Raw genomic sequence first — 21,949 nt, 5'->3', positions numbered from 1 at the left:
TTCTTCATATTCTTCACAAAAACGGGTCTGACATAGCTTGTCAGACCCGTAATCTTAATATTCTTTATGCTTTTTCTTCCCGTTTCAGCTCCGCCGGTTCTGCCAGATGGATCTTTCCTTCCCGAAATATGTGGATAAATACCTCCGCCATATCCGGATCGAACTGTTTTCCTTCCTCTTCTCTTATGATCCGAAGAGCTTTTTCCACTGGCATCAGTTCCTTATAACAACGTTTGGATGTCATGGCATCAAAGGAATCTGCGATGCAAAGGATCCTTGCAGATGCCGGGATATCTTCTCCCGCGATCCTCCTTGGATAGCCGTTTCCGTCATAACGTTCGTGATGACCGATAACCGCAGGGATAACATAATCCAGCGACGGAAGGTGACGGATGATCCCGATGGACGCCTCCACATGACCTTTCATGATCTCATACTCTTCATCCGTAAGCTTGCCTTCCTTGTTCAGGATATGCTCCGGGATCCCGATCTTTCCAACATCATGAAGAAGCGCCGCCTGACGGATGATCTCCACCATTTCCGTTGTATAGTTCAGCGCCTTCGCAAGACTTGTTGCGTAATAAGCCACATTGTTGGAATGTCCGAAGGTATAATGATCTTTGGTATCAATGGCTGCAGTCAGCGCATAGATCGTGGATTCATAGGACTGATAAATATGTTCATGATCGGATTTCTTACCCGCATTTTCTTCATCCAGGCTTTCCTTCAGCATGGTGTCAAAAATCTCGATGCCGTTTTTACCGCTGCGCTTTACATGATATACTGCCAGGTCCGCATTATCCAAGAGCTCCTTTGCTGAGCGTGCCGCATAAGGCGCCGCACTGATCCCCACGCTTACCGTAAGGATCTTCAGCTTGTAGTCTGCAGAATCGTTGCGCATATGCAGGATCTGCTTCTGTATGGATTCTGCCAGATTTCTGGCGGAAAAAATATCGTAATTTGGCATCAGGACCGCAAATTCCTTGGCACTGTGACGTGCCACATATCCCTGTTCTCCCACACTTGCCTGGATGATATCTGCCACCTTTCGAAGTGCAACATCTCCCTGCTGATTTCCGTACAGCTGATTGTACAGCTTGAAATCATCAATATTGAACAGGATCAGTGCAAGCGAACCCTCTTTATTTTTTTCGTATTCCTCATCCAGGATCTCATAAAAATATTTCCGGTTCAGAAGGCCCGTCAGTTCATCGGTCCTTGCCTCAGTCCATGCCGCCTCATAAAGTCTGGCATTTTTGATGGCAATGGAAGCTACCGAACTGACCGAAGACAGCATGGCCAGATCATTATGGTTCAGATTTCTGTGTCCGTCACCGGAAATCGCAATAATCCCGGCCAGATCATCATTCTGGCGAAGACCTGCACAGTATTCGATACCCAGCTCTGAAAACATATGTTTTTCCGACTCCCACATGGATTTGTAGGCTGTGGAAGAACGAAAATCCCGGATCACCACACAGTCCTCATTTCTGGTAAGCCAGGTGACCACCGGATTATCCGCTTTCAGTGAAAAGGTCAGATCGTTCAACGGACGGTTGCTGTAAACAGCCTGATATTCCCCTGATTTTTTGTCTCTCAGACAAATATAGATCCGTCCTGCATTGGTAGTTTCCTTCAACACATTTACCGTATTGCGCAGGATCTCTCCTACCCGGAGTGTCCTGGATACTGACTGGCTAAAATCTTTCAGCTCCTGAGACTGCTGGATCTCTTTTTTGATAAAAACATTGTTCATCAGACATTTCCACAGCACTGTGACCAGCCATGCAGATATAAGAAAAACGAAAGAAAAGATCAGCACATGATACTCACTGGCTGCAGGGAGCAGCATTCGGATATAACTCATCAGGTACGGTGAAAGATTGATAAACAGTACTACCGTCAGGACCACGCCCACACCAAAGCAAACCCCATCTGACGCAAGACGGCGCATCTGGAACAGCCGTCTTCTGGTCAGTGCATAAAGCATCAGGACAGCATTGATCAGACCGCTGACAATATCGATGGGGAATCCGGAAAATACCGGCACTGCCAGCGCAAGGTTTCCCACAAAAATGATCAGTATCCCCACAAGGATCGGTTCGATCTGTTTGCGGTATCCGGGATGTCTCCGGCATCCGCGGTACATGGTGATAAAGATCTGAATAATGGTGATTCCTGCCACCACAAAGAACAGAAGGAACCAGGGTGTGATCTTATAAACAAAATGCGCACCACCGTTTTTACGGATCAGATCCGGCCAGCGCAGGATGATCCCGCCCGGGATGTTGATTGCAAAAAGCAGCAGCATCAAAAGCAATGGGATCTTGCTTTTTCTGCCCATACGCACTCCCATGAATTCACTGATGAACACATAGTAAAAATATGGCAGAAACAGGATTCCGGCCAGAGACACATAATACCACAGGATGTAAGAGGGTCCTGCCTCCATACGCATCAGAAAAGAGCCCAACGTCCAGCAGAGCATTCCTCCCAGCACACACATGAAACTGTTGATGATCCGGCTGCGCTTACCAGCCAGAAGAGTCAGTATCATAAATGTATAGAAAAAAACTGAAATGATTGAAAATGATATATAGCTTTCCATAGTTACTTCCTCATATTCCCGAATCCGATTTCATCCTGCAGTCTCAAAAGTTCCGCCACCTCATAATAAGGAGTGCTCATATGCCGTGGTTTCCGTCCTTTTCTGGACTCATACAGATGAAAGGTACCACAGCGCAGGATGGTCACCACAAGGGGATCCATTCCCAGGATTTTCTTCAGATCCCGGTAATCCTGATCGATATATTTGAAATACGTGGTCAGAAGTTCTTTCAGAATATCCGTGCTCATAGCCTGATACATCAGCGCTTCTTTTTTTACTTCTATATAAAGATGCAGATATGGGCGTTTTTTCTCATTATATTCTTTCACTGCGATCCAATCCGTAACCGGCTGCCCGGACAGCTGGATCACACTTTTGATACCATTTTCCGAAATCCTGGTAAAGCCTGCGATATCAATGATCCACGGAACACGGTCTATGTACTCAAATCTTGGGATCTGTGTCCGATCCTCCTGGTTGGTAAGACCCACGCATCGATACATATCTCCCACACGGTACCTGGCAAAGGCTCCGCCCTTCAACACAGTGATCACAAGCTCATATTTCTCCCCGGGAACAACCTCATCCATAAGATAGGTCGGAGGAGTGAACGTGGGATCCTCATAATTATGGAGCATATCCTTTTCGGTGATAAATTCATAAAAGCAGGTATCCGGGAAAAAGTACATTCCGTTCCTGGTCCAGGTCTCGGTTCCTATAATGGAAGGTTCCGTTCCTGCAAAAAGCTCCATGGGCCGAACTCCCCACATTTCCTCCAGATCATCCTTATAGCACTGGTTGTCGGTTCCTGCCACCATAAATCCCTTCAGGTGAAAAAGGTCTTTCGGAAGAAGCTCCCGTTTCTCCTTCTTACAGATCTTTTTGGCATTCAGGATCCTTTTCAGCATCTTTGGTTTATACTGCAGAAGTTCCGAAAAGGAGGTTTTGCTTTTTCCTGATGATACGCTTCCGGTGAGGCTCTGGCTTACTGCATAGGCCACACTTCCAAGTCCGAAGAAAAATTCCACGTCCTGTTTCATGGCCATCTTGAAGCCCTCTTTGTTCCGCTCACCAAAGCTCATATTTACCGCATCTTCCACTTCCGGAAGAAAACGGATGTCGATATCTTCTTTCAGCGCCAGTGGAAAAAGGCCGGTAGCAAAAGGCAACGGTGCCAGTCCGTAAAGGATCTTGTCCGTTTCCTCCACATCAAATTTGCCCTTTTCACGGCTTGTAGCTAATATGAGGCAGGCAACTACATTGTTCCTGTAGGTATCCAGCATACTTCTTGTGTATGGTGCTACCTTTATCGGATGGCGTCCGCCTTCCCAGGTCGTCTGTATCCAGATGATCGGATTCCCCGGAAGAGTTTCACTTCTCTTCTGGAGGAGCATATCCGCATAATCCTCATAAGTGGTAAGAGGTACCAGCCGACGGAACTCGTCGATCCCGGACGGTCTCCTGCCCTTCAGAATGCTTTTGCCCAGTTCACAGTCTGACCAGAGCTGGATCTGCTCTTCCATCAGACGATTCTGGATCTTCATGTAATCCTGCATTGTCAGATCAAGAAATCCGCAATATTCTTTCCAGATAGCATCATACTGCTGTTTTCGAAGCTTTTCGCCAAGACTCACCGCCTTTTCCCCCCTTTTCGCCATGTTTTTATGCAGGCAGCTGTACTGTTTCGGTCTGGGATCAGAAAGGGAGTTGTCTGCTGATACGCTCCGTAATTACTGAATGTTTCCGGAAACACGATCCTGTCCTGGTAAAAAATGTACAATATATTCCACACAATAAGGACCCCAAAAGCCCCCATTGCCTTCCCGGATCCCAGAAATCCGGCCAGGCAAAAATAAAATCCGGCGAACCACAGAACGCCAGGATGTCGGCAGAGTGCATAAACACCCTCTGTATAGGCCAGCCTTTCATGATTTTCTTTGACATATGTCTCATCAAAGGGCAGCGCAAAAAACAATGTATAGATCAACAGTCCCAGAAACAGGATCGCTGCTGTCAGAAAAACAGCAGAAATAAAAAAAGAACTTCCCCGCCGCGGCCAGCAGCTCCGGATCACCAGACCTGTTGACACTGCGATCAGGAAACATCCTATGCTAAAAAACGGATGAAGAAAGCTTTTTTTCAATCGGATACTGTTATGATCATACAGGAAGCAGCATAAAAAGCCGATACTCCCTATAATAACCGCAGTCATGCGTATTTTCCCCCTTCATTTATGTAAAGCGGACCTTCTCATTCCGCTCTGCTGCATTCTCAGGAACGAGACCCATTCATGGTCAGTACCCTAAAGAATGCTCTATATTACTAAAAAAAACTACTTGTTCATTATATAGCACATAGCTGACTTTCGCAATCGTTTTTGACTAATATATGCTGAATATTGGCACAAATTTTATCAATTATGACAGTTTATTTGTTTTTTCTGCCGGAATCAGAGGTAACGGATCTCTACGTGCATTTCGCCCTTTCCATCTGTCTCCATTACTGCATAGCTTGGACGGCGTCCCCGTTGTCTGGGATAAGCCAGACTTCCGGGATTTACCAGAAGCACACCTGCTTCCTTTTCAACAACCGGTACGTGGATATGTCCGAAAAAAGCCGCATTGCATCCCCTTGAGCGGGCAGCTTCTGCCAGCTGATCAAAGGCCATGGATACACCGTAGTAATGACCGTGAGTTACCAGAATCTTATTTCCCTCGACCTCGATCACATCTTCTCTCGGAAGATCCGAGAAAAAATCATTATTTCCGGACACAATACTGCAGGGACATTCTGCAAGGGCTTCGATATAAAATTCTCTGCCTTCCACATCTCCGCAATGTACCAGCATGTCAAAAGGAGCCTCCCGATTTATCGCGATCTCCAGGTTTTCATCTCTTCCGTGAGTATCGCTTACGATCAGCACCTTCATACAAGCTCTTCCTTTATAAGGCAAAGAGCTTTTCCACGATGGCTGATCCTGTTCTTTTCTTCCATGGAAAGCTCTGCGGAAGTACAACCATATTCCGGAAGATAAAAGATCGGGTCATAGCCAAAGCCATTCTCCCCTTTTTCCTCGTAGCCGATGCGGCCTTCCATGGCAGCACGGACTGTCTTTCTTCTGCCATCCGGGAAAGCTGCCGCAATAGCACATACAAAACGTGCAGTACGTTTCTCATCAGGTACACCTTCCAGACGCTGGATCAGGTTTGCGTTTTTAATATGATAAGAAGTATCCTCACCCATATAGCGTGCGGAATAGATTCCCGGCTCTTTGTTCAGATAGTCGATCTCCAGACCGGAATCATCTGCCAGAACGATCTCGCCGGTCATTTTACTGATTGCTTCTGCCTTGATCATGGCATTTTCTTCAAAGCTTTTTCCATTTTCATCAATATCCGCATGGATCCCGGCATCCTTCAGGGAAAGGATCTCCAGAGAAGGATCCGCAAGTATCTTTCGGATCTCCTTCATTTTATCCTCATTTCCGGTAGCAAAAATGATCTTTTTCATTCTTTAATACTTCCTTTCTTCGGCGGACGTGGTCCAAGAAACTGGTAATAGTAGGTTTTCATCATTCCGTTATAGATCTTACGGTTTTTATCTGCCTTTCGGCCGATGTCATTCTCTGCCTTGTCATAGGCAGTGATCAGATACATGGACCAGCGATCCAGCCCCTTATAGCTTTCACCGATCTCACGGTACAGTGCAGGGAGATTGGATTTTTCTTCGATCCGCTCACCATATGGCGGATTTGTCACGATAAAACCAAAGGGTTTGGAATGGCGGAGTTCACTGACCGGGCGCTGCTGGAAATGGATCAGTCTGTCCACTCCTGCCATTTTTGCGTTGGCGCGTGCTGCCTTGATGGCAGCTGCATCGATATCAAAGCCCTGGATATCGGTTTCAATATCAAGATTTACACGTTCTCTGGCTTCTTCTCTTGCATCCTCCCAGCATTCCTTCGGGATCAGATGCTCCCAGCTCTCGGCCAGAAAATGACGGTTCAGTCCCGGCGCCATATCCGCTGCCATCATTGCCGCCTCAATAGGAAAGGTGCCGCTTCCGCAGAACGGATCGACAAGAATACGGTCCTTTTTCCAGGGAGTGAGCATCAAAAGAGCACTGGCAAGCGTCTCGGTGATAGGTGCCTTGACAGTCATCTGGCGATACCCTCTCTTATGGAGGGATACTCCTGAAGTGTCGATTCCGATCAGAGCTACGTCTTTCATAAAGGCCACACGGATAGGAAATTCCGGACCGTCTTCCGGAAACCAGGAAATCCCGTAGATGCCTTTGAGACGCTCTACAATGGCTTTTTTCATAATGGACTGGATATCAGATGGACTGAAAAGCTTACTTTTGATGGAGTTTGCCTTGGCTACCCAGAATTTACCGTTTTTCGGTATGTAATTCTCCCATGGGAGAGCCTTGGTCTTTTCAAAAAGCTCATCAAAAGTCTCGGCCTTTACTTCGCCTATTTTCAGAAGCACACGTTCTGTGGTACGAAGGAACAGATTGGCGTCTGCCACACCCTGGGCATCAGCCTCAAAGGTTACTCTTCCGTCTTCCACCCTGGTCACTTCATAGCCAAGATCCAGTATTTCACGCTTCAGCACCGCCTCTGTTCCAAAATGACAGGGCGCCGTTAATTCCCACAGATTCATAAAGTGATCTCCCGTACTGTATTTCCTTCAAAATCTTTAATGGTAAAAATTCCGTTCTCAAGAATTGCATAGGTCGGCGGGTTACCTTCCTTTGGAATGGATACGGAACCTGGGTTCAGAAGGATATAATTCCCCATATTTTCTGCCTTCAGCACATGTGTATGGCCGTGGATCAGAATGTCTCCGTCCATCATCGGCGGAAGATTATCCTTATTATAGATATGACCGTGTGTGGCGTACATCGTTTTTCCTTCGATGGCAAGGATACAGTAATCTGCCATAACCGGGAAGTCCAGGACCATCTGATCCACCTCTGCCTCACAGTTTCCGCGTACTGCATAGATCTGGTTTTTTCTCTCATTTAAAAGGCGGATGACTTCCTTTGGTGCGTATTCCTTCGGAAGGTCATTTCTTGGTCCGTGATAAAGCAGATCTCCCAGAAGCACCAGTCTCTCCGCCTTCTCCTTGTCATATGCTTCCAGCATTTTCCGGCAGTAATATGCCGAACCATGTACATCGGACGCAAACATATATTTCATAATCTTTTCTCCTTGTAATTTGTGTTGGTTTTTATCTCTGTTCTTTACATTATCATGATTTCCTTTAAAATACAAGATTTGTTACAGATATGCATTCGCAATCTGATTTGATATTGTCCGCTTTTTTTATCCGCGCACAAGATTTCTCCCTCTGTAGGCTGCAAATCCACCAATCACGGACCTGGTACGACAGCCCTGTCTTGCCAGGCTCCGGGCAGCCTGCATGCTGGCGCCGCCGCGGTCGCAGTAAAATATCAGCAGCTTATCTTTGGGAAAACGATATTTCTGATCCTGTTTTTTCTCAAGATATTCCTCCAGCTCTCTGTATGGAATATTTACCGCGTTCCGGACATGTCCCTTTCTGTAGGCGGCAGGATCCCGGAGATCTATGATAACAGCGTCGCTGCGCTCCACATAATAATCCAGCATTTTTGCAGAGATAGTTTCGATCTGAAACATGGAAAAAATCTCCTCTTTTTGGTATATTATATGGAAGCTTCCGGGTGAATGTTCCCTTATATGTATTTAAGCGGGAAAAGCCATCTCTGACTTTTCCCGCTTTTCTTATCCTTTAATATCTGTCAAAGCCTCTGTCCTTCTCAGAATCATATTCATCGGAAATTTTGTTTCCGTAGCTGCTTTTGGAACTGTTTCTGGAAGAATTTCCCGAACTGTTCTTAGAGCTGTTTTTTCCGCAGTTTCTGGAAGCACTTTCCCCGTGATTTTTTCCTGCATAATTAGACTCATTTCTGTCTGTTTCGTAATTTTTCGCCATTTGAATTACCTCCTGATGAAGTTGATTTTACGGCTTTCCCAAGCTTTCTGCCGCTTTTTATTACAGGAAATAGTATCCCAAAAAGTTTGGAGATTATTCGCCAAAATCATATTGCTTTTTTTTCCAGTTTATATTATAATCATTCTTGTAAAAAGAATTTACCCTTCAAAAATTTTTTTTACATAACCCCTTATTTAATTATTTATACTCCCCTCGAAACACCCGGTAGCTCCCCTACCGGGTGTTTCTCTATACAAAAAACAAGCCGCCGGATGACGATCACAGTCGCTCCGGCAGCTTGTTTTTTATCCGTTGATCGGATTTACATGCACCATACAGTGCTTTACATCTTTGAATTTATTCTCGATCGTATGATGTACATTTTCCGCAATATCATGTGCATCAAAAAGGGAAATATTTCCATCTGCTGCGATCTCGATATCCACATACATCTTGGATCCGAAAAGACGGGTTTTAAGAAGGTCTACTCTTCTGACGCCCGGTACCTTGAGTATCTCTCTCTTCATGGATTCCTCAGTTTTTGCATCACAGGAATGATCTACCATCTTGTCAATGGCATCCCTGAAAATGTCGATCGATGCCTTGGCGATCATAACGCAGATCACGATACTGGCGATCGGATCCAGGATCGGGTATCCCAGTCTTGCTCCTAAAATACCGACAAAAGCTCCGATAGAGGAAAGTGCATCTGAACGATGGTGCCATGCATCTGCCATCAGGGCTCCTGAATTGATCTTCTTTGCAGCACCTCTTGTATACCAGAACATCCACTCTTTTACCACAATGGATACCACTGCTGCAATCAGTGCAAGTGTTCCCGGAATGGCAATGGTTCCACCGGATGTGCTTTTTACGATATCACGAGCACCGGTAATTCCAATCCCGAGGCCAGTGACAAGCAGCATTCCTGCAAGGACAATGGAAGAAACACACTCCATTCTTTCATGTCCGTACTGGTGCTCTTTGTCTGATTTCTTTGTAGAAAGACGAACACCGATGATTACGATGAAGGTGCTTCCCACATCTGATGCAGAATGAATGGCATCCGAGATCATCGCTCCTGAATGTGCCACAATACCTGCGATCAGTTTAAATACAGATAATAAAAGGTTTACCAGAATACTGATCCCGGATACCTTCATTGCTGTCTGCTGTTCCCATGAAGCTGTTTTTTCTGTATCATGTATAATTGTTTTGTTTTCTGTGTGTTCCATAAACAGAATCTCCTTTTAAATATATGATCAGGTTCTTCTTATGGCACAACATTTTCCGTGAAAAAACCGGCGGTTCCTTCACTACTCGCTGCAGTGCGATTTTCCGCCGGTGTTCTTTCTTTTCTGTATAGGGATATCCCAGCTTCTACCTTCTGTTCCATCCATATTTTGCAGTAAAAAAGACATACCTGCGAAACATACACTGTCCCGCAGATATGTCTGAAAGCAAAGTCACATTCTGCTTCACCTCATATTCCGTGAATGCAGGTTCTTTGCAATTACGTTTAAATCCATATCCGCTGCCGCTTCCTGCGGCCCGGCCCCATGCCTTCGATAAATATTTTCGATTCCGAAAAGCATCGCCTGCTCAGTTTGTACTGTTGATCTCGCATCCTGTTCGAATGTAATGCAGTGCAAAGAGAATTTTTGCAGTCTTACGGGTCTCCCGCTTAACTTCTCAGAAAGGATACACCATGTGCCCTCTGTTAGTCAAGCCAAAGTTTTTTATTTTACAGGTAGATATCTTCAACTTTCTGTTTATTCCATGTCTGGAAACATGCTTCGCACTGCACAGTTCTATATCAAATAATAAATCCTCAGTTGTTTGTCAAAAAACCGGGAGCGGATAAATCCGCTCCCGGTTAAGTCTACGATCTGTATTCAGTTGGAATGACTGATTATGCCTGCGGGCCGGCTGCAACGAGTGCTTTACCAGCTGCATTTCCTTCATATTTAGCAAAGTTCTTAACGAATCTTGCAGCAAGATCTTTAGCCTTTGTCTCCCACTCTGCAGCATCTGCATATGTGTCACGTGGGTCAAGGATTGCAGGATCTACGCCCGGAAGCTCTGTCGGAACCTCGAAGTTGAAGAATGGAATCTTCTTTGTCGGAGCTTTAAGGATAGATCCGTCAAGGATAGCATCGATGATACCACGAGTATCTTTGATGGAGATACGTTTTCCAGTTCCATTCCATCCTGTGTTAACGAGGTATGCTTTCGCACCGCTCTTCTCCATTCTCTTAACGAGCTCCTCAGCATATTTTGTCGGATGAAGCTCAAGGAATGCCTGTCCGAAGCATGCGGAGAATGTAGGAGTAGGCTCTGTGATTCCACGCTCTGTACCAGCAAGTTTAGCTGTGAATCCGGAAAGGAAGTAGTACTGTGTCTGCTCCGGTGTCAGGATAGATACTGGAGGAAGTACGCCGAATGCATCTGCGGACAGGAAGATAACCTCTTTCGCTGCCGGTGCAGAAGATACAGGGCGAACAATGTTCTCGATGTGGTTGATCGGGTAGGAAACACGTGTGTTCTCTGTTACGCTCTTGTCAGCGAAGTCGATCTTGCCCTCAGCATCAAGTGTTACGTTCTCAAGAAGAGCGTTTCTCTTGATCGCATTGTAGATGTCCGGCTCAGACTCTTTGTCAAGGTTGATAACCTTAGCGTAGCATCCACCCTCGAAGTTGAATACTCCGTTGTCATCCCAGCCATGCTCGTCATCACCGATCAGAAGACGCTTAGGATCTGTGGAAAGTGTTGTCTTACCTGTTCCGGAAAGACCGAAGAAGATTGCTGTGTTCTCTCCGTTAAGGTCTGTGTTTGCAGAGCAGTGCATGGAAGCGATGCCCTTCAGCGGCAGATAGTAGTTCATCATGGAGAACATACCTTTCTTCATCTCTCCGCCGTACCATGTATTAACGATAACCTGCTCACGGCTTGTAATGTTGAACATTACAGCTGTCTCAGAGTTAAGTCCTAATTCTTTGTAGTTCTCAACTTTAGCCTTGGATGCGTTGTAAACAACGAAATCCGGTTCAAAGTTCTCAAGCTCCTCAGCTGTCGGCTGAATGAACATGTTTGTTACGAAGTGTGCCTGCCATGCAACCTCAACGATGAAACGGATAGCCATACGTGTGTCTTTGTTAGCTCCGCAGAATGCATCTACTACGAAAAGTTTCTTGTTGGAAAGCTCCTTCTTGGCAAGATCTTTAACTGCATTCCATGCTTCCTGAGTTGCCGGATGGTTATCGTTCTTGTACTCATCGGATGTCCACCAAACTGTGTCCTTGGAGTTCTCATCCATAACGATGTATTTGTCTTTAGGGGAACGTCCTGTGTAGATACCTGTCATTACATTGACAGCACCAAGCTCACTGACCTGACCCTTCTCAAATCCTTCAAGCTCCGGTTTGGTCTCTTCCTCAAATAATGTCTCGTAGGAAGGATTGTACACGATCTCAGTTGTTCCGGTAATACCATACTTTGTTAAATCGATTTTTGCCATCTTAACATTTACCTCTCTTCTTTAATAGTAATTATGATAGCCACCTACTATTGCAGGTTTTCGTCATCCTGCCACAGGAATGGAATTATTGGGCATTCCTATTTCCTTACCCACAATTATACATAAATTGTACGTAAAAGCAACCAAAAAAATTCATTTTCCGCAAAAAAATGATAAATCTTTAACAGTGACGTTTTAGTACTGTCAGATTCTATTTCATCTACACTTGACTTTTTCAGAATAATGGCTACAATATATCTGATTATAGTTATTATATATATTTATAATAGCAACTATATGATTTTAATATATAGAAAGAAGTGATTTCTATGTCAGATATTCTAATCAAACGTAATCATATGGAAATCCCCTGGCACAACTACGTAAGTACCAGGAACAGCCAGCCCATCACCGAAGCTTCTCTTTCCGAAAAAGCTTCCCTGATCGGCCGTACAGGCATGATGCTTCTCTCCTGTGGGACCGGTGCCTGGCGGGTACGGAGTTCCATGAATACATTGTCAGAAGCACTTGGTATCACCTGTTCCGCAGATATCGGACTGATGTCTATAAGCTACACCTGCTTTGACGGTGAGAGCAGTTTTTCCCATGCACTTAGTCTGACTACCACCGGCGTAAATACTTCCAGACTGAACAGGCTGGAACATTTTGTCAGTGATTTTCCTGCGGAGGGTATCCATATGAGCGGCGAAGCACTGCACAGTCAGTTAGATGAGATCGAGCGGATCCACGGGCTTTATTCCCCTGCCGCCCTGGGACTGGCTTCTGCACTGGCCTGTGGTGCATTTACTTTTCTTCTGGGCGGTGGCCCGCTGGAAATGATCCTGGCTTTTGCAGGCGCAGGCATCGGAAACGCCATCCGCTGCAAGCTTGGCAAGCATCATTTTACTCTGTTTATGTGCATTGCAGTTTCTGTTTCCTCAGCCTGTCTTGTATATGCAGGCTTCCTGAAGCTGGCAGAGCTTCTGTTCCACATTTCCGTCCAGCATGAGGCCGGATACATCTGTTCCATGCTGTTTATCATTCCGGGCTTTCCGTTTATCACAAGTGGGATCGACCTTGCCAAGCTGGATATGCGTTCCGGTCTGGAACGACTGGCCTACGCCATTATTGTTGTAATGGTGGCTGCTGTCTCTGCCTGGCTAATGGCACTGCTTCTTCATCTGAAACCTGTGGATTTCCTGCCTCTGGAGCTTTCGGCAGCTCAGAGGATCCTGTTCCGGCTTCTGGCAAGCTTCTGCGGGGTATTCGGCTTTTCGGTCATGTTCAACAGCCCTGTCCGTCTAGCCGCAGCTGCCGCCTTCATCGGCGCACTGTCCAACACTTTACGTCTGGAGCTTGTTGATCTTGCCGGTTTCCCACCTGCTGCCGCGGCTTTTTTCGGAGCACTGACAGCCGGACTTCTGGCCTCCCTCCTCAAAACAAAAGTGGGATATCCCAGGATTTCCATTACCGTACCATCCATTGTGATCATGGTTCCCGGACTTTATCTCTACCGGGCGATCTACAATCTGGGGATCATGTCCCTGAATGTTTCCGCCTCCTGGTTTGCAGCTGCGATCCTGATCATCGTTGCTCTTCCCCTGGGCCTTATTTTCGCCAGGATCCTTACGGACAAAATGTTCCGCTACTGCACCTGACGGGCATACAAAAAGGACTGCTTTCTATAGTTTCCGGTCATCAGCTATCCTTCTGATAACCGGAGCAATACAAAAGCAGTCCTTTTTTGTACATTCTATTTCATTACGATCTCATCCGCGATCCCGATCATTTTTTCCAGGCGGTCCGCAAATTTATGGATGGGGAGAAAAACGCCCAGTCCGTCATAACGTTTGCCACCATCCTCCACAGAATCCTGCCCATAATACACAAAAGCTCTTGGAAGCTTCTTCTGAATTGCCATCATGATATCCCATACAGCCGCATAGGCCTGTGCCTCCGTTTCCTTTTCCCTTACGCTGTCCGGAAGCTCATACACCAGCAGCACACCGATATGTTCGCCCATTTTGTACTCTTCTACTTCCATGGTATCTTCATCATAGGCATGGCGCTTCCGGTAGCCATACGCCAGATACATCTTTACGCCCTGCTTCTCCCTGTATATCCTGCGGAACCGGTCGTAATCCCTGTCACTTACATGAATTCCCTTTTCCCGCAGAAAATTTCCGTTTTCATCTGTGAGAAACACCGGATTCTCCTGTCCATCTGCATTGAACCTGAACGGTGCCAGAAAAGAATTTCGCAGAAGATCAAACATACTGTTCTGGCAGATCGCCATAAGGAGAGCTGTCAGATCACGGTTTTTATATGCGTCCAGCAATGCATAGGCGAATTTTTCCGGAGGAAGATATCCGCATTCTATGTCTGTATCCGCATCCATGGATTCATAGAAGGTCTCCGTCAGCCGTCTGCACGCCTCCGGATCCTTCAGGATCTTTTCAAATAAAAACTCCGCCTTTTCCTCTCTTGGGAATAATGTGCTGTTTTCCACAATTCCTCACCCTTTCTAATCTCTATGTTTACTGGAAAACATCAGAATAAAGCTGAGCAGAAGCAAAACATCCGATACCCAGATTGCCGGGATCCCCAGCCTCATGGACAGATTTCCTCCGCCACCGGCTCCAATGGCAAAAAAGAAAATTATCCCGAAATAATAAAGAGCCTGCTTCAGCTGTTCCGGACGTTTTTCACGACAATACACGGACAACGCCGCCGTGCCGCTTCGTAAATTTCCGATGCACATGGTGCTTGCATAGGAATAACCGCCCACCTTCCGGAAGGTCTGTACCTGCATAGCGCAGGAAAAGGATACCAGTACGGTTGCCAGCATATCCAATTCTCCCGGCATAAATCCCACAACAAAAAGGATCAGGATCTCGATCAGCAGGATCATCTGCCTCCAGTGAAGTTTTTTTGCATATTTAAAGGTACTCTGGATCCTCTCCGCCGCTACAACACCAATGGCAAAGGCTAAAACAGGGAACAGGTACCTTAAGCCCTCTCCCCACTGTCCTGTCATAAAATTTTGGCTCATCAGAACCACGTTGCCTGTCTGGGCGTTGGAAAACACCTCATCTCTTGTAAAGTATGTGTAGGCATCCTGAAATCCGCCGGACATTGCCAGAAATACACTTGTGATAAAAGCTTCTGACATCTGCCGGTCTGCGCTCTGCAGCTTTCTGCCTCCTGAAACCACTCTAAATCACTCCTGTCATTGATTTTTTTCCTCGGGTGTATTATAGTTTGCTCAGAAGCAAATGTAAAAAGTATTATTAATATCGTAAACATATTAAAATCATATCACAGGATGGAGACAATACATGATCACTTACGACTACTACCGGATCTTTTATTATGTAGCCCAGTATAAGAGCTTTACCAAGGCAGCAAGAGCTCTTCACAACAACCAGCCAAATATCACCCGCTGCATGAACAACCTGGAGCAGGAGCTGAAATGTACGCTCTTTCTCCGCTCCAACAAGGGAATCGCACTTACACCGGAAGGCCGCCAGCTTTATGAACACGTTGCCCTGGCTTTTGAGCAGCTGTCCATCGGCGAGGAGGAAATCCGCCAGAACGGAGAGCTGGAGCATGGTCTGGTTTCCATCGGCGCCAGCGAAAATGCCCTGCGTCTGATCCTTCTGGAAAAGCTGGAGCTGTTCCGCGAGCAATATCCCCATGTTCGCCTGCGCCTCTTTAACCATTCTACTCCTCAGGCAGTACAGGCACTGAAAAATTATGCGGTGGATTTCGCTATTGTCACCACTCCGATCTCCATCCGCAAGCCTTTACAGAAAAAAAGTCTCCTGCGTTACCGGGAGATCCTTGCATGCGGAAGCAAATATAAGGATCTGGCTACTGCCCCTATCAGCATCCATGAGCTTCAGGATCTGCCCTTTGTAGGTCTTGCGGAAGGGACCAGCACCAGAGAAATGTATATGAATTACTTTATGGAAAACCGTGTTTCTTTTCATCCTGACATCGAGGCAGCAACTACAGACCAGGTCCTTCCCATGATCGTCCACAATCTGGGAATCGGCTTTTACCCCGAGCCCCTTGCCCGGGAAGTGATCAATGACGGGAAGATTTTTGCCCTTCAGCTTAAGGAACCGCTCCCTCAGAGAGAGGTCTGCTTAGTCACAAACAGCAGTACTGCCATGAGTACTGCTGTCAAAAAAGCTATTGAATTTATTGTGTAAATCCCTGAGGCGGATCAGCCATTTATATTTATTGCTCTACTGTCCGCTCAATATGCATGGCAAGATAACCGATCTCGATAGGGTCCAGCTTTTTCCCAAGGCTTTTGCCCAGGCTCTCGCAGACATCCTCTGCGATCCTGTAGGATTCCGGATATTTTTCTTCTATATATTCATTCATATCCAGCTTCAGTGTCTCCCCTGTGGAGACACGGGCTACCATATATTTGATATGGTTCATCATACGGTTGTAGGACAGGGAGATCACATCGATCTTTCTTCCTGTGGCCATCTCGATCATGGCGATACATTCCCGTACCGTTCTTGCTGTCTGCATGGCAACAGACACCTTTTCATCTCCAAGTGCTGAGTGAATATGAAGTGCCACATATCCCACCTCATGCTCGTCGATCTCAATATCCATCCGCTCCTTCAGGATCTTCTTCAATACCTCCGCCACCTTGAATTCGCTGTAAAAAAGCACCTTGATATCCTCAGTCAGAGGATTGCTGATCTGCTCATGATTCCGGATACGTCCCACAGCAAAGGAAATATGATCGGCAAGGGGAAACAGGATCCTTCTGTCTATGGTATTCCCAAAGGTCTTCTCAGCTTCTCTCAATATCTCATCTGCGATCTCCAGAAATTCCGGTGCTACGCTCTTTGCCAGTTCTTTTGCTGAGCCACGTTCTGTCTCCTGAGCCAGCCTGTAAATGGTACAGTCTGCCGGAGCCTCAAAACGCTGGCTGACCTTCTTTCCAAATCCCACACCTTTTCCCAGAAGTACATATTCCTGGTTTTCTTCCATATTTATGGCAATGATGCCGTTATTGTTCAATACCTTGCTCACTCTGTACATCTTTTTCCCCACCATTTTTATATATCCTGCTGCTTTTCCACATTCCACCACTGTCTGCCCCGGATTTTCAGTCAACATTTTTGTCTGCAGCTGTCGATTTTCTTTATCGTAACAGAATCTTTCTTTTGTGTAAAGCCCTTCTGATAGACAGTTATTTTCTTTGCCACAAGAAAAGCGCGCCCGGGCATTAGGCGCGCTTTTCACAAAACCAATCCTCTATATTATTGCTGAAAAATTTCCTATTCTTCCACAGTCTCTACTGCGAACAGCGGCTCTCCTGCCTTGATCTCTCCATTGGCAAGAAGGCGTACTCTCTGATTATCCTCGATCTCTGTGCAAAGGATCGGAGAACATAAGGACGGAGCGTTTTCTGTAAGATACGGGATGTCAATCTTCATCAACGGCTCGCCTTTTTTTACATGCTGTCCCTGCTCTACCAGAATCTCGAAGCCTTTTCCTTCCAGCTTTACAGTGTCAATGCCGATATGGAGGAGCATAGGAAGATCTGTATCTGTCTGGAATCCGATGGCATGCTTTGTGTCAAAAATAAACTCTACCTCGCCGTCTTCCGGAGCACAGATCACCGGGTCCTTCGGTGTGACTACAACACCCTCTCCCATCATTCCTTCCGCAAAGCCTTCATCCGGCGCTGTGGAAAGGTCTGCAGCGATACCGGTTACCGGGCTGTAGACAATCGCTGTTCTGAGAACCTTTTTCTCCGGCTGCGTGCTGGCTTCGGATGTCGGAGCTGTGTTCTGAACAGCCTCACCTGTACTTTCTGCTGTACGCTCTGTATCAGACTGAGCCTGATTTTCCGCATTGTCTGTTTCTTTCTCATTTGCACCTTCAAAATATTCATTCGGCGCTGTCTCCAGATAATCCTCCAGCTTGGATTTGATCACAGTTACCTGCGGGCCGTAGATGATCTGCACGCCCTGGCCTTTTTTCACGATTCCTCTGGAGCCTGTTGTTTTCAGAATGTCGTCGTTGACTCTTGCTGCATCATGGACGGTGATACGGAGTCTTGTTGCACAGCAATCCACATCACTGATGTTTTTCTTTCCGCCAAGGCCGGCTGTGATGGCTTCACTTACCGGGTCTGCAGATGTACTTCCTGCTGCTTCACCGGCTTTTCCGGCTTCTTTTCTCGCGTTTACATCTGCTTTTGTATAAAGCTTTGTTTCTGTGTCGTCATCCTCACGTCCCGGAGTCTTGAAGTTGAACTTTTTGATCAGGAAGGTGAAGATCACATAATAGAGAATAAAGTAAATGATACCTACCGGGATAATCCTGAGCCAGCTTGTCTTTGCATTTCCCTGAAGGATCCCGAACAGGAACAGATCAAGGAAACCGCCGGAAAAGGTAAGTCCTACTGCAATGTTCAGCATATGTGCGATCATATAAGCCGCGCCTGCAAGAACAACCTGTACCGCAAACAATGCAGGAGCTACAAACAGGAAAGAGAACTCCAGTGGCTCTGTGATTCCTGTAAGCATACATGCAAGGGCTGCGGAAAGAAGAAGTCCGCCTGCTGCTTTTTTCTTCTCAGGCTTTGCACAGCGGTACATGGCAAGAGCTGCTCCCGGAAGACCGAAGATCATGAAAATGAACTCTCCGGAAAAATATCTTGTTGCATCTGCGCTGAAATGCGCTACATTTGCGGAATCTGCAAGCTGGGCGAAAAAGATGTTCTGTCCGCCCTGTACCATCTGGCCTGCAACCTCCATAGTCCCGCCAACGGCTGTCTGCCAGAATGGCATATAAAATACGTGATGAAGTCCGAAGGGGATCAGCGCACGTTTGATAATACCGAAGATCAGAGTTCCGATATAGCCGCTGCCTGTTACAAGACCGCCCAGAGCATAAATACCGTTCTGGACTGCCGGCCATACGAAATACATCAGGATTCCCACAAACATATATACAATGGTGGAAATGATGGGCACAAATCTGGAACCACCGAAGAAGGAAAGTGCGTTTGGAAGCACGATCTTATGAAAACGGTTGTGCAAAGCCGCAACACCAAGGCCGACGATGATACCGCCAAACACACCCATCTGTAAGGACTGGATGCCGCAGACAGAGGTTACAGTACCTTCCAGAACGCTTTTTGCGATCTGTCCGTCTGCTGTGATCTTACCATTTACTACCAGCATACCATTGATGGCTACATTCATAACGAAGTAAGCGATCAGTGCAGAAAGAGCTGCCACCTCTTTCTCTTTTTTTGCCATACCGATGGCCACACCTACTGCAAAGATCAGCGGCAGGTTATCAAATACCGCGCTTCCGACTTTGTTCATAATGATCAGGAGTGCATGTAAAATCGTTCCGTCTCCCAGAATCTTCTGAAGTCCGTAGGTTGCAATGGTTGTTTCATTTGTGAAGGAACTGCCGAATCCAAGAAGCAGGCCTGCCACAGGAAGGATTGCTATGGGAAGCATAAAGGAACGTCCCACTCGCTGCAAAACTCCGAAAATCTTGTCTTTCATGTTTTCTCTCCTTTTCTTTCGACGTTTTGGAGCGGGAGTCTTTTAAGTGGGCAACAAAAAAAGACACCAACCCCCATAAACGTCAAATAATAACATTTATGACTGGTTAATGCCTGCTTATCAGTTACACGCCAAATCTGAAATACACTATACGGGTTTTGTTCTTCTGTGTCAAGGAGTAATTTGATTTTTTCCCAAAAATATATCTCCTCATATCACTATCCGCTCCGTTGCCAGCAATCCCTCGTGGAATATTCCCTGTGAACAGCAGCCATATAGCTTCTATTCTCAGAAAGTATGCAGAAACGAAACAGACCGGAAATTCACTTATCTTGACTTTATTCTTACTTATGATAAGATGAACATAGAATGTCCGGCAGCAATGTTTTTTGCCCAGACCACACTATACATTTCATAAAAACGGAGGTACTTTTCCGATGAATACCATCAAGAAATTCATCCACTACTACGGCCCGTACAAAGCGGTCTTTTTTATTGACCTGATCTGTGCAGCCGTTATCAGTCTGGTAGATCTTGCTTATCCCCAGATTCTTCGTACTATGACAAAAACTCTCTTTACACAGGATAAGGATATTATTCTTCATGCCCTCCCTGTGATTGCAGCTTCTCTTTTTGTTATGTACATTGTGCAGAGTCTTTGCAAATATTATGTAACCTATCAGGGACATATGATGGGTGCAAAGATGGAACGTGATATGCGCCGGGAGCTTTTTGACCATTACCAGGAGCTGTCTTTTTCCTATTACAGCAGGAATAATTCCGGTCAGATGATGAGCAAGCTGGTCAGTGACCTTTTTGACATTTCCGAGTTTGCACATCATGGTCCTGAGAATCTTTTTATCTCTCTGGTAAAGATCGTCGGTGCTTTTATCTTCCTGTTCTTTATCAACAAGAAGCTTGCACTGCCGCTGATCCTCCTGGTGATCGTGATGTTTGTGTTTTCCTTCCGCCAGAATGCAAAAATGCAGGAAACCTTCATGGAAAACCGTCGTAAGATCGGAGATGTAAATGCCAGTCTTCAGGATACGCTTTCCGGAATCCGCGTAGTACAGTCCTTCGCAAACGAGGACATCGAACGTGCCAAATTTAAGAAAAGCAATGAAGCGTTCCTTGTTTCCAAAAGAGATAATTATCACTGCATGGGAAGCTTCATGAGTTCCAATCTTTTCTTCCAGGGCATGATGTACCTGGTAACTCTTGTTTACGGCGGCTATCTGATCGCTCAGGGTGAAATGCAGACTGCAGATCTTGCCATGTATGCCCTGTATATCGGAATCTTTATCAGCCCCATCCAGATCCTGGTGGAACTTGTGGAAATGATGCAGAAGGGTCTTTCCGGTTTCCGCCGTTTCCTGGATGTAATGGAAACAGAATCCGAGATCAGGGATGCAGACAACGCTGCGGAGCTTACGGACGTGAAAGGACATGTGCGTTACGACCATGTTTCTTTTCATTACAGCGATGATGAAACTCCTGTGCTTTCCGATATCTCTATTGATATCCCGGCAGGAAAATCCATTGCCCTGGTGGGACCTTCCGGAAGCGGAAAAACCACGATCTGCTCTCTCCTGCCCAGATTTTATGATGTGACCGGCGGTTCCATTACTGTAGACGGAAAGGATATCCGCGGGCTGACTCTTAAGAGCCTTCGAAGCCAGATCGGTATGGTACAGCAGGATGTCTATCTTTTTGATGGAACCATCAAGGATAATATTGCCTACGGAAAGCCCGGAGCTTCCGATGAAGAGATCATCAAAGCCGCCAAATGTGCGAGTATCCATGACTTTATCATGGAGCTTCCGGATAAATACGACACTTATGTCGGAGAACGTGGCACACGCCTTTCCGGCGGACAGAAGCAGCGGATCTCCATTGCACGTGTATTCCTTAAGAATCCTCCGATCCTGATCCTGGATGAGGCCACCAGCGCTCTGGATAACGAAAGCGAACGTTGGATCCAGAAGAGTCTGGAGGAGCTTTCAAAAAATCGTACTACCATTACGATCGCGCACCGGCTTTCTACGATTCGTGATGCGGATGAGATCATTGTGATCACAGAGGAGGGTATCGCTGAACGCGGTACACATGCTGAGCTGCTTGAGAAGAATGGATTGTATGCTACGTATTACAATATGTAAATATACGAGGGAGGGTCATCTCAGAGTTGCGAAGCCCGAAGACAATGCCATTTAGTTAGAACATAGTATTCCAAAAGATTGCAATGTATGGTAAAAAAGAATTATACATTGCAATCTTTTTT

At 46.1% G+C, this 21,949-nt stretch carries 18 protein-coding genes and 1 riboswitch; of the genes, 3 read left to right on the top strand and 15 right to left on the bottom strand.

Annotated features, from left to right (window positions below; all coding sequences use genetic code 11):
• Nucleotides 1-64 precede the first annotated feature (64 nt).
• The 11 genes from GPK58_RS00780 to pckA all read right to left on the bottom strand — a co-directional run bounded on the left by GPK58_RS00780 (nt 65) and on the right by pckA (nt 12,103).
• Nucleotides 65-2,608 carry a histidine kinase N-terminal 7TM domain-containing diguanylate cyclase/phosphohydrolase gene (locus tag GPK58_RS00780; RefSeq protein WP_114002197.1) on the bottom strand — a complete coding sequence of 848 codons (2,544 nt, stop codon included), beginning with the start codon at nt 2,606-2,608 and terminating at the stop codon, nt 65-67.
• Nucleotides 2,609-2,610: 2 nt separating this feature from the next.
• On the bottom strand, nt 2,611-4,242 hold the full coding sequence (locus GPK58_RS00775) for a GH3 family domain-containing protein (RefSeq protein WP_114002198.1): 1,632 nt from the start codon (nt 4,240-4,242) through the stop codon (nt 2,611-2,613).
• The gene (locus tag GPK58_RS00770) at nt 4,239-4,820 is read right to left on the bottom strand and encodes a hypothetical protein (protein ID WP_118608104.1); all 582 of its coding nucleotides are present in this window, start codon (nt 4,818-4,820) and stop codon (nt 4,239-4,241) included. Before GPK58_RS00770 ends, GPK58_RS00775 begins: the two co-directional genes overlap by 4 nt.
• A gap of 237 nt (nt 4,821-5,057) precedes the next feature.
• Nucleotides 5,058-5,537 carry a metallophosphoesterase family protein gene (locus GPK58_RS00765; RefSeq protein WP_021650292.1) on the bottom strand — a complete coding sequence of 160 codons (480 nt, stop codon included), beginning with the start codon at nt 5,535-5,537 and terminating at the stop codon, nt 5,058-5,060.
• Entirely contained in the window at nt 5,534-6,118 is a 585-nt protein-coding gene (locus GPK58_RS00760) for an XTP/dITP diphosphatase (RefSeq protein WP_059086785.1), read from the bottom strand. The genes GPK58_RS00765 and GPK58_RS00760 overlap by 4 nt, the downstream gene beginning before the upstream one ends.
• Nucleotides 6,115-7,272: a THUMP domain-containing class I SAM-dependent RNA methyltransferase gene (locus GPK58_RS00755; protein WP_015526018.1), complete on the bottom strand. Its 1,158-nt coding sequence runs from the start codon at nt 7,270-7,272 to the stop codon at nt 6,115-6,117. The genes GPK58_RS00760 and GPK58_RS00755 overlap by 4 nt, the downstream gene beginning before the upstream one ends.
• Nucleotides 7,269-7,811, bottom strand: coding sequence for a phosphodiesterase (gene yfcE, locus GPK58_RS00750; protein WP_022426532.1), 543 nt, complete (start codon nt 7,809-7,811; stop codon nt 7,269-7,271). Before yfcE ends, GPK58_RS00755 begins: the two co-directional genes overlap by 4 nt.
• 126 nt (nt 7,812-7,937) lie before the next feature.
• A complete protein-coding gene (locus GPK58_RS00745; protein WP_215638055.1) occupies nt 7,938-8,270 on the bottom strand; it encodes a rhodanese-like domain-containing protein in 333 nt (110 codons plus the stop codon).
• Nucleotides 8,271-8,382: 112 nt separating this feature from the next.
• Complete coding sequence (locus GPK58_RS00740) at nt 8,383-8,586, bottom strand: hypothetical protein (protein ID WP_215638054.1); 204 nt, start codon at nt 8,584-8,586, stop codon at nt 8,383-8,385.
• Nucleotides 8,587-8,891: 305 nt separating this feature from the next.
• Nucleotides 8,892-9,821 carry a cation diffusion facilitator family transporter gene (locus tag GPK58_RS00735; RefSeq protein WP_059086782.1) on the bottom strand — a complete coding sequence of 310 codons (930 nt, stop codon included), beginning with the start codon at nt 9,819-9,821 and terminating at the stop codon, nt 8,892-8,894.
• Nucleotides 9,822-10,021: 200 nt separating this feature from the next.
• Nucleotides 10,022-10,202, bottom strand: a riboswitch (NiCo riboswitch).
• 296 nt (nt 10,203-10,498) lie between these two features.
• The gene (gene pckA, locus GPK58_RS00730) at nt 10,499-12,103 is read right to left on the bottom strand and encodes a phosphoenolpyruvate carboxykinase (ATP) (protein WP_015526024.1); all 1,605 of its coding nucleotides are present in this window, start codon (nt 12,101-12,103) and stop codon (nt 10,499-10,501) included.
• A gap of 329 nt (nt 12,104-12,432) precedes the next feature.
• Between pckA and GPK58_RS00725 the strand changes: the two genes are divergently transcribed.
• The gene (locus tag GPK58_RS00725; protein ID WP_215638053.1) at nt 12,433-13,761 is read left to right on the top strand and encodes a threonine/serine ThrE exporter family protein; all 1,329 of its coding nucleotides are present in this window, start codon (nt 12,433-12,435) and stop codon (nt 13,759-13,761) included.
• A gap of 95 nt (nt 13,762-13,856) precedes the next feature.
• Here GPK58_RS00725 and GPK58_RS00720 read toward each other — a convergent pair whose 3' ends face one another.
• The gene (locus GPK58_RS00720) at nt 13,857-14,612 is read right to left on the bottom strand and encodes a DUF4866 domain-containing protein (protein ID WP_215638052.1); all 756 of its coding nucleotides are present in this window, start codon (nt 14,610-14,612) and stop codon (nt 13,857-13,859) included.
• Nucleotides 14,613-14,627: 15 nt separating this feature from the next.
• Nucleotides 14,628-15,275, bottom strand: a complete 648-nt coding sequence (locus GPK58_RS00715; RefSeq protein WP_173736935.1) for a YoaK family protein — start codon at nt 15,273-15,275, stop codon at nt 14,628-14,630.
• 166 nt (nt 15,276-15,441) lie between these two features.
• On the opposite strand from GPK58_RS00715, the gene GPK58_RS00710 reads away from it, so the two are divergent.
• The gene (locus GPK58_RS00710; RefSeq protein WP_129974591.1) at nt 15,442-16,320 is read left to right on the top strand and encodes a LysR family transcriptional regulator; all 879 of its coding nucleotides are present in this window, start codon (nt 15,442-15,444) and stop codon (nt 16,318-16,320) included.
• Nucleotides 16,321-16,348: 28 nt separating this feature from the next.
• On the opposite strand, the gene GPK58_RS00705 is transcribed toward GPK58_RS00710, so the two are convergent.
• Nucleotides 16,349-17,176 carry a PRD domain-containing protein gene (locus tag GPK58_RS00705; protein WP_215638078.1) on the bottom strand — a complete coding sequence of 276 codons (828 nt, stop codon included), beginning with the start codon at nt 17,174-17,176 and terminating at the stop codon, nt 16,349-16,351.
• 239 nt (nt 17,177-17,415) lie between these two features.
• On the bottom strand, nt 17,416-19,668 hold the full coding sequence (locus tag GPK58_RS00700) for a PTS transporter subunit IIABC (RefSeq protein WP_215638051.1): 2,253 nt from the start codon (nt 19,666-19,668) through the stop codon (nt 17,416-17,418).
• A gap of 437 nt (nt 19,669-20,105) precedes the next feature.
• Between GPK58_RS00700 and GPK58_RS00695 the strand changes: the two genes are divergently transcribed.
• On the top strand, nt 20,106-21,827 hold the full coding sequence (locus GPK58_RS00695; RefSeq protein ID WP_215638050.1) for an ABC transporter ATP-binding protein: 1,722 nt from the start codon (nt 20,106-20,108) through the stop codon (nt 21,825-21,827).
• Nucleotides 21,828-21,949 lie beyond the last annotated feature (122 nt).

Source organism: Blautia sp. MCC270 (assembly GCF_018785605.1).
GTDB lineage: Bacteria > Bacillota > Clostridia > Lachnospirales > Lachnospiraceae > Blautia_A > Blautia_A fusiformis.
The sequence above is the reverse complement of the archived record's forward strand: the minus strand, read 5'-3'. Positions and strand labels throughout refer to the sequence as shown.

Bases quoted from the DNA above. Each gene is read 5' to 3' on its own strand.
- GPK58_RS00780 (WP_114002197.1), bottom strand. From the start codon at position 2,608: ATGGAAAGCTATATATCATTTTCAATCATTTCAGTTTTTTTCTATACA.
- GPK58_RS00770 (WP_118608104.1), bottom strand. From the start codon at position 4,820: ATGACTGCGGTTATTATAGGGAGTATCGGCTTTTTATGCTGCTTCCTG.
- GPK58_RS00765 (WP_021650292.1), bottom strand. From the start codon at position 5,537: ATGAAGGTGCTGATCGTAAGCGATACTCACGGAAGAGATGAAAACCTG.
- GPK58_RS00760 (WP_059086785.1), bottom strand. From the start codon at position 6,118: ATGAAAAAGATCATTTTTGCTACCGGAAATGAGGATAAAATGAAGGAG.
- GPK58_RS00755 (WP_015526018.1), bottom strand. From the start codon at position 7,272: ATGAATCTGTGGGAATTAACGGCGCCCTGTCATTTTGGAACAGAGGCG.
- yfcE (WP_022426532.1), bottom strand. From the start codon at position 7,811: ATGAAATATATGTTTGCGTCCGATGTACATGGTTCGGCATATTACTGC.
- GPK58_RS00745 (WP_215638055.1), bottom strand. From the start codon at position 8,270: ATGTTTCAGATCGAAACTATCTCTGCAAAAATGCTGGATTATTATGTG.
- GPK58_RS00740 (WP_215638054.1), bottom strand. From the start codon at position 8,586: ATGGCGAAAAATTACGAAACAGACAGAAATGAGTCTAATTATGCAGGA.
- GPK58_RS00735 (WP_059086782.1), bottom strand. From the start codon at position 9,821: ATGGAACACACAGAAAACAAAACAATTATACATGATACAGAAAAAACA.
- pckA (WP_015526024.1), bottom strand. From the start codon at position 12,103: ATGGCAAAAATCGATTTAACAAAGTATGGTATTACCGGAACAACTGAG.
- GPK58_RS00725 (WP_215638053.1), top strand. From the start codon at position 12,433: ATGTCAGATATTCTAATCAAACGTAATCATATGGAAATCCCCTGGCAC.
- GPK58_RS00715 (WP_173736935.1), bottom strand. From the start codon at position 15,275: ATGTCAGAAGCTTTTATCACAAGTGTATTTCTGGCAATGTCCGGCGGA.
- GPK58_RS00710 (WP_129974591.1), top strand. From the start codon at position 15,442: ATGATCACTTACGACTACTACCGGATCTTTTATTATGTAGCCCAGTAT.
- GPK58_RS00705 (WP_215638078.1), bottom strand. From the start codon at position 17,176: ATGTACAGAGTGAGCAAGGTATTGAACAATAACGGCATCATTGCCATA.
- GPK58_RS00700 (WP_215638051.1), bottom strand. From the start codon at position 19,668: ATGAAAGACAAGATTTTCGGAGTTTTGCAGCGAGTGGGACGTTCCTTT.
- GPK58_RS00695 (WP_215638050.1), top strand. From the start codon at position 20,106: ATGAATACCATCAAGAAATTCATCCACTACTACGGCCCGTACAAAGCG.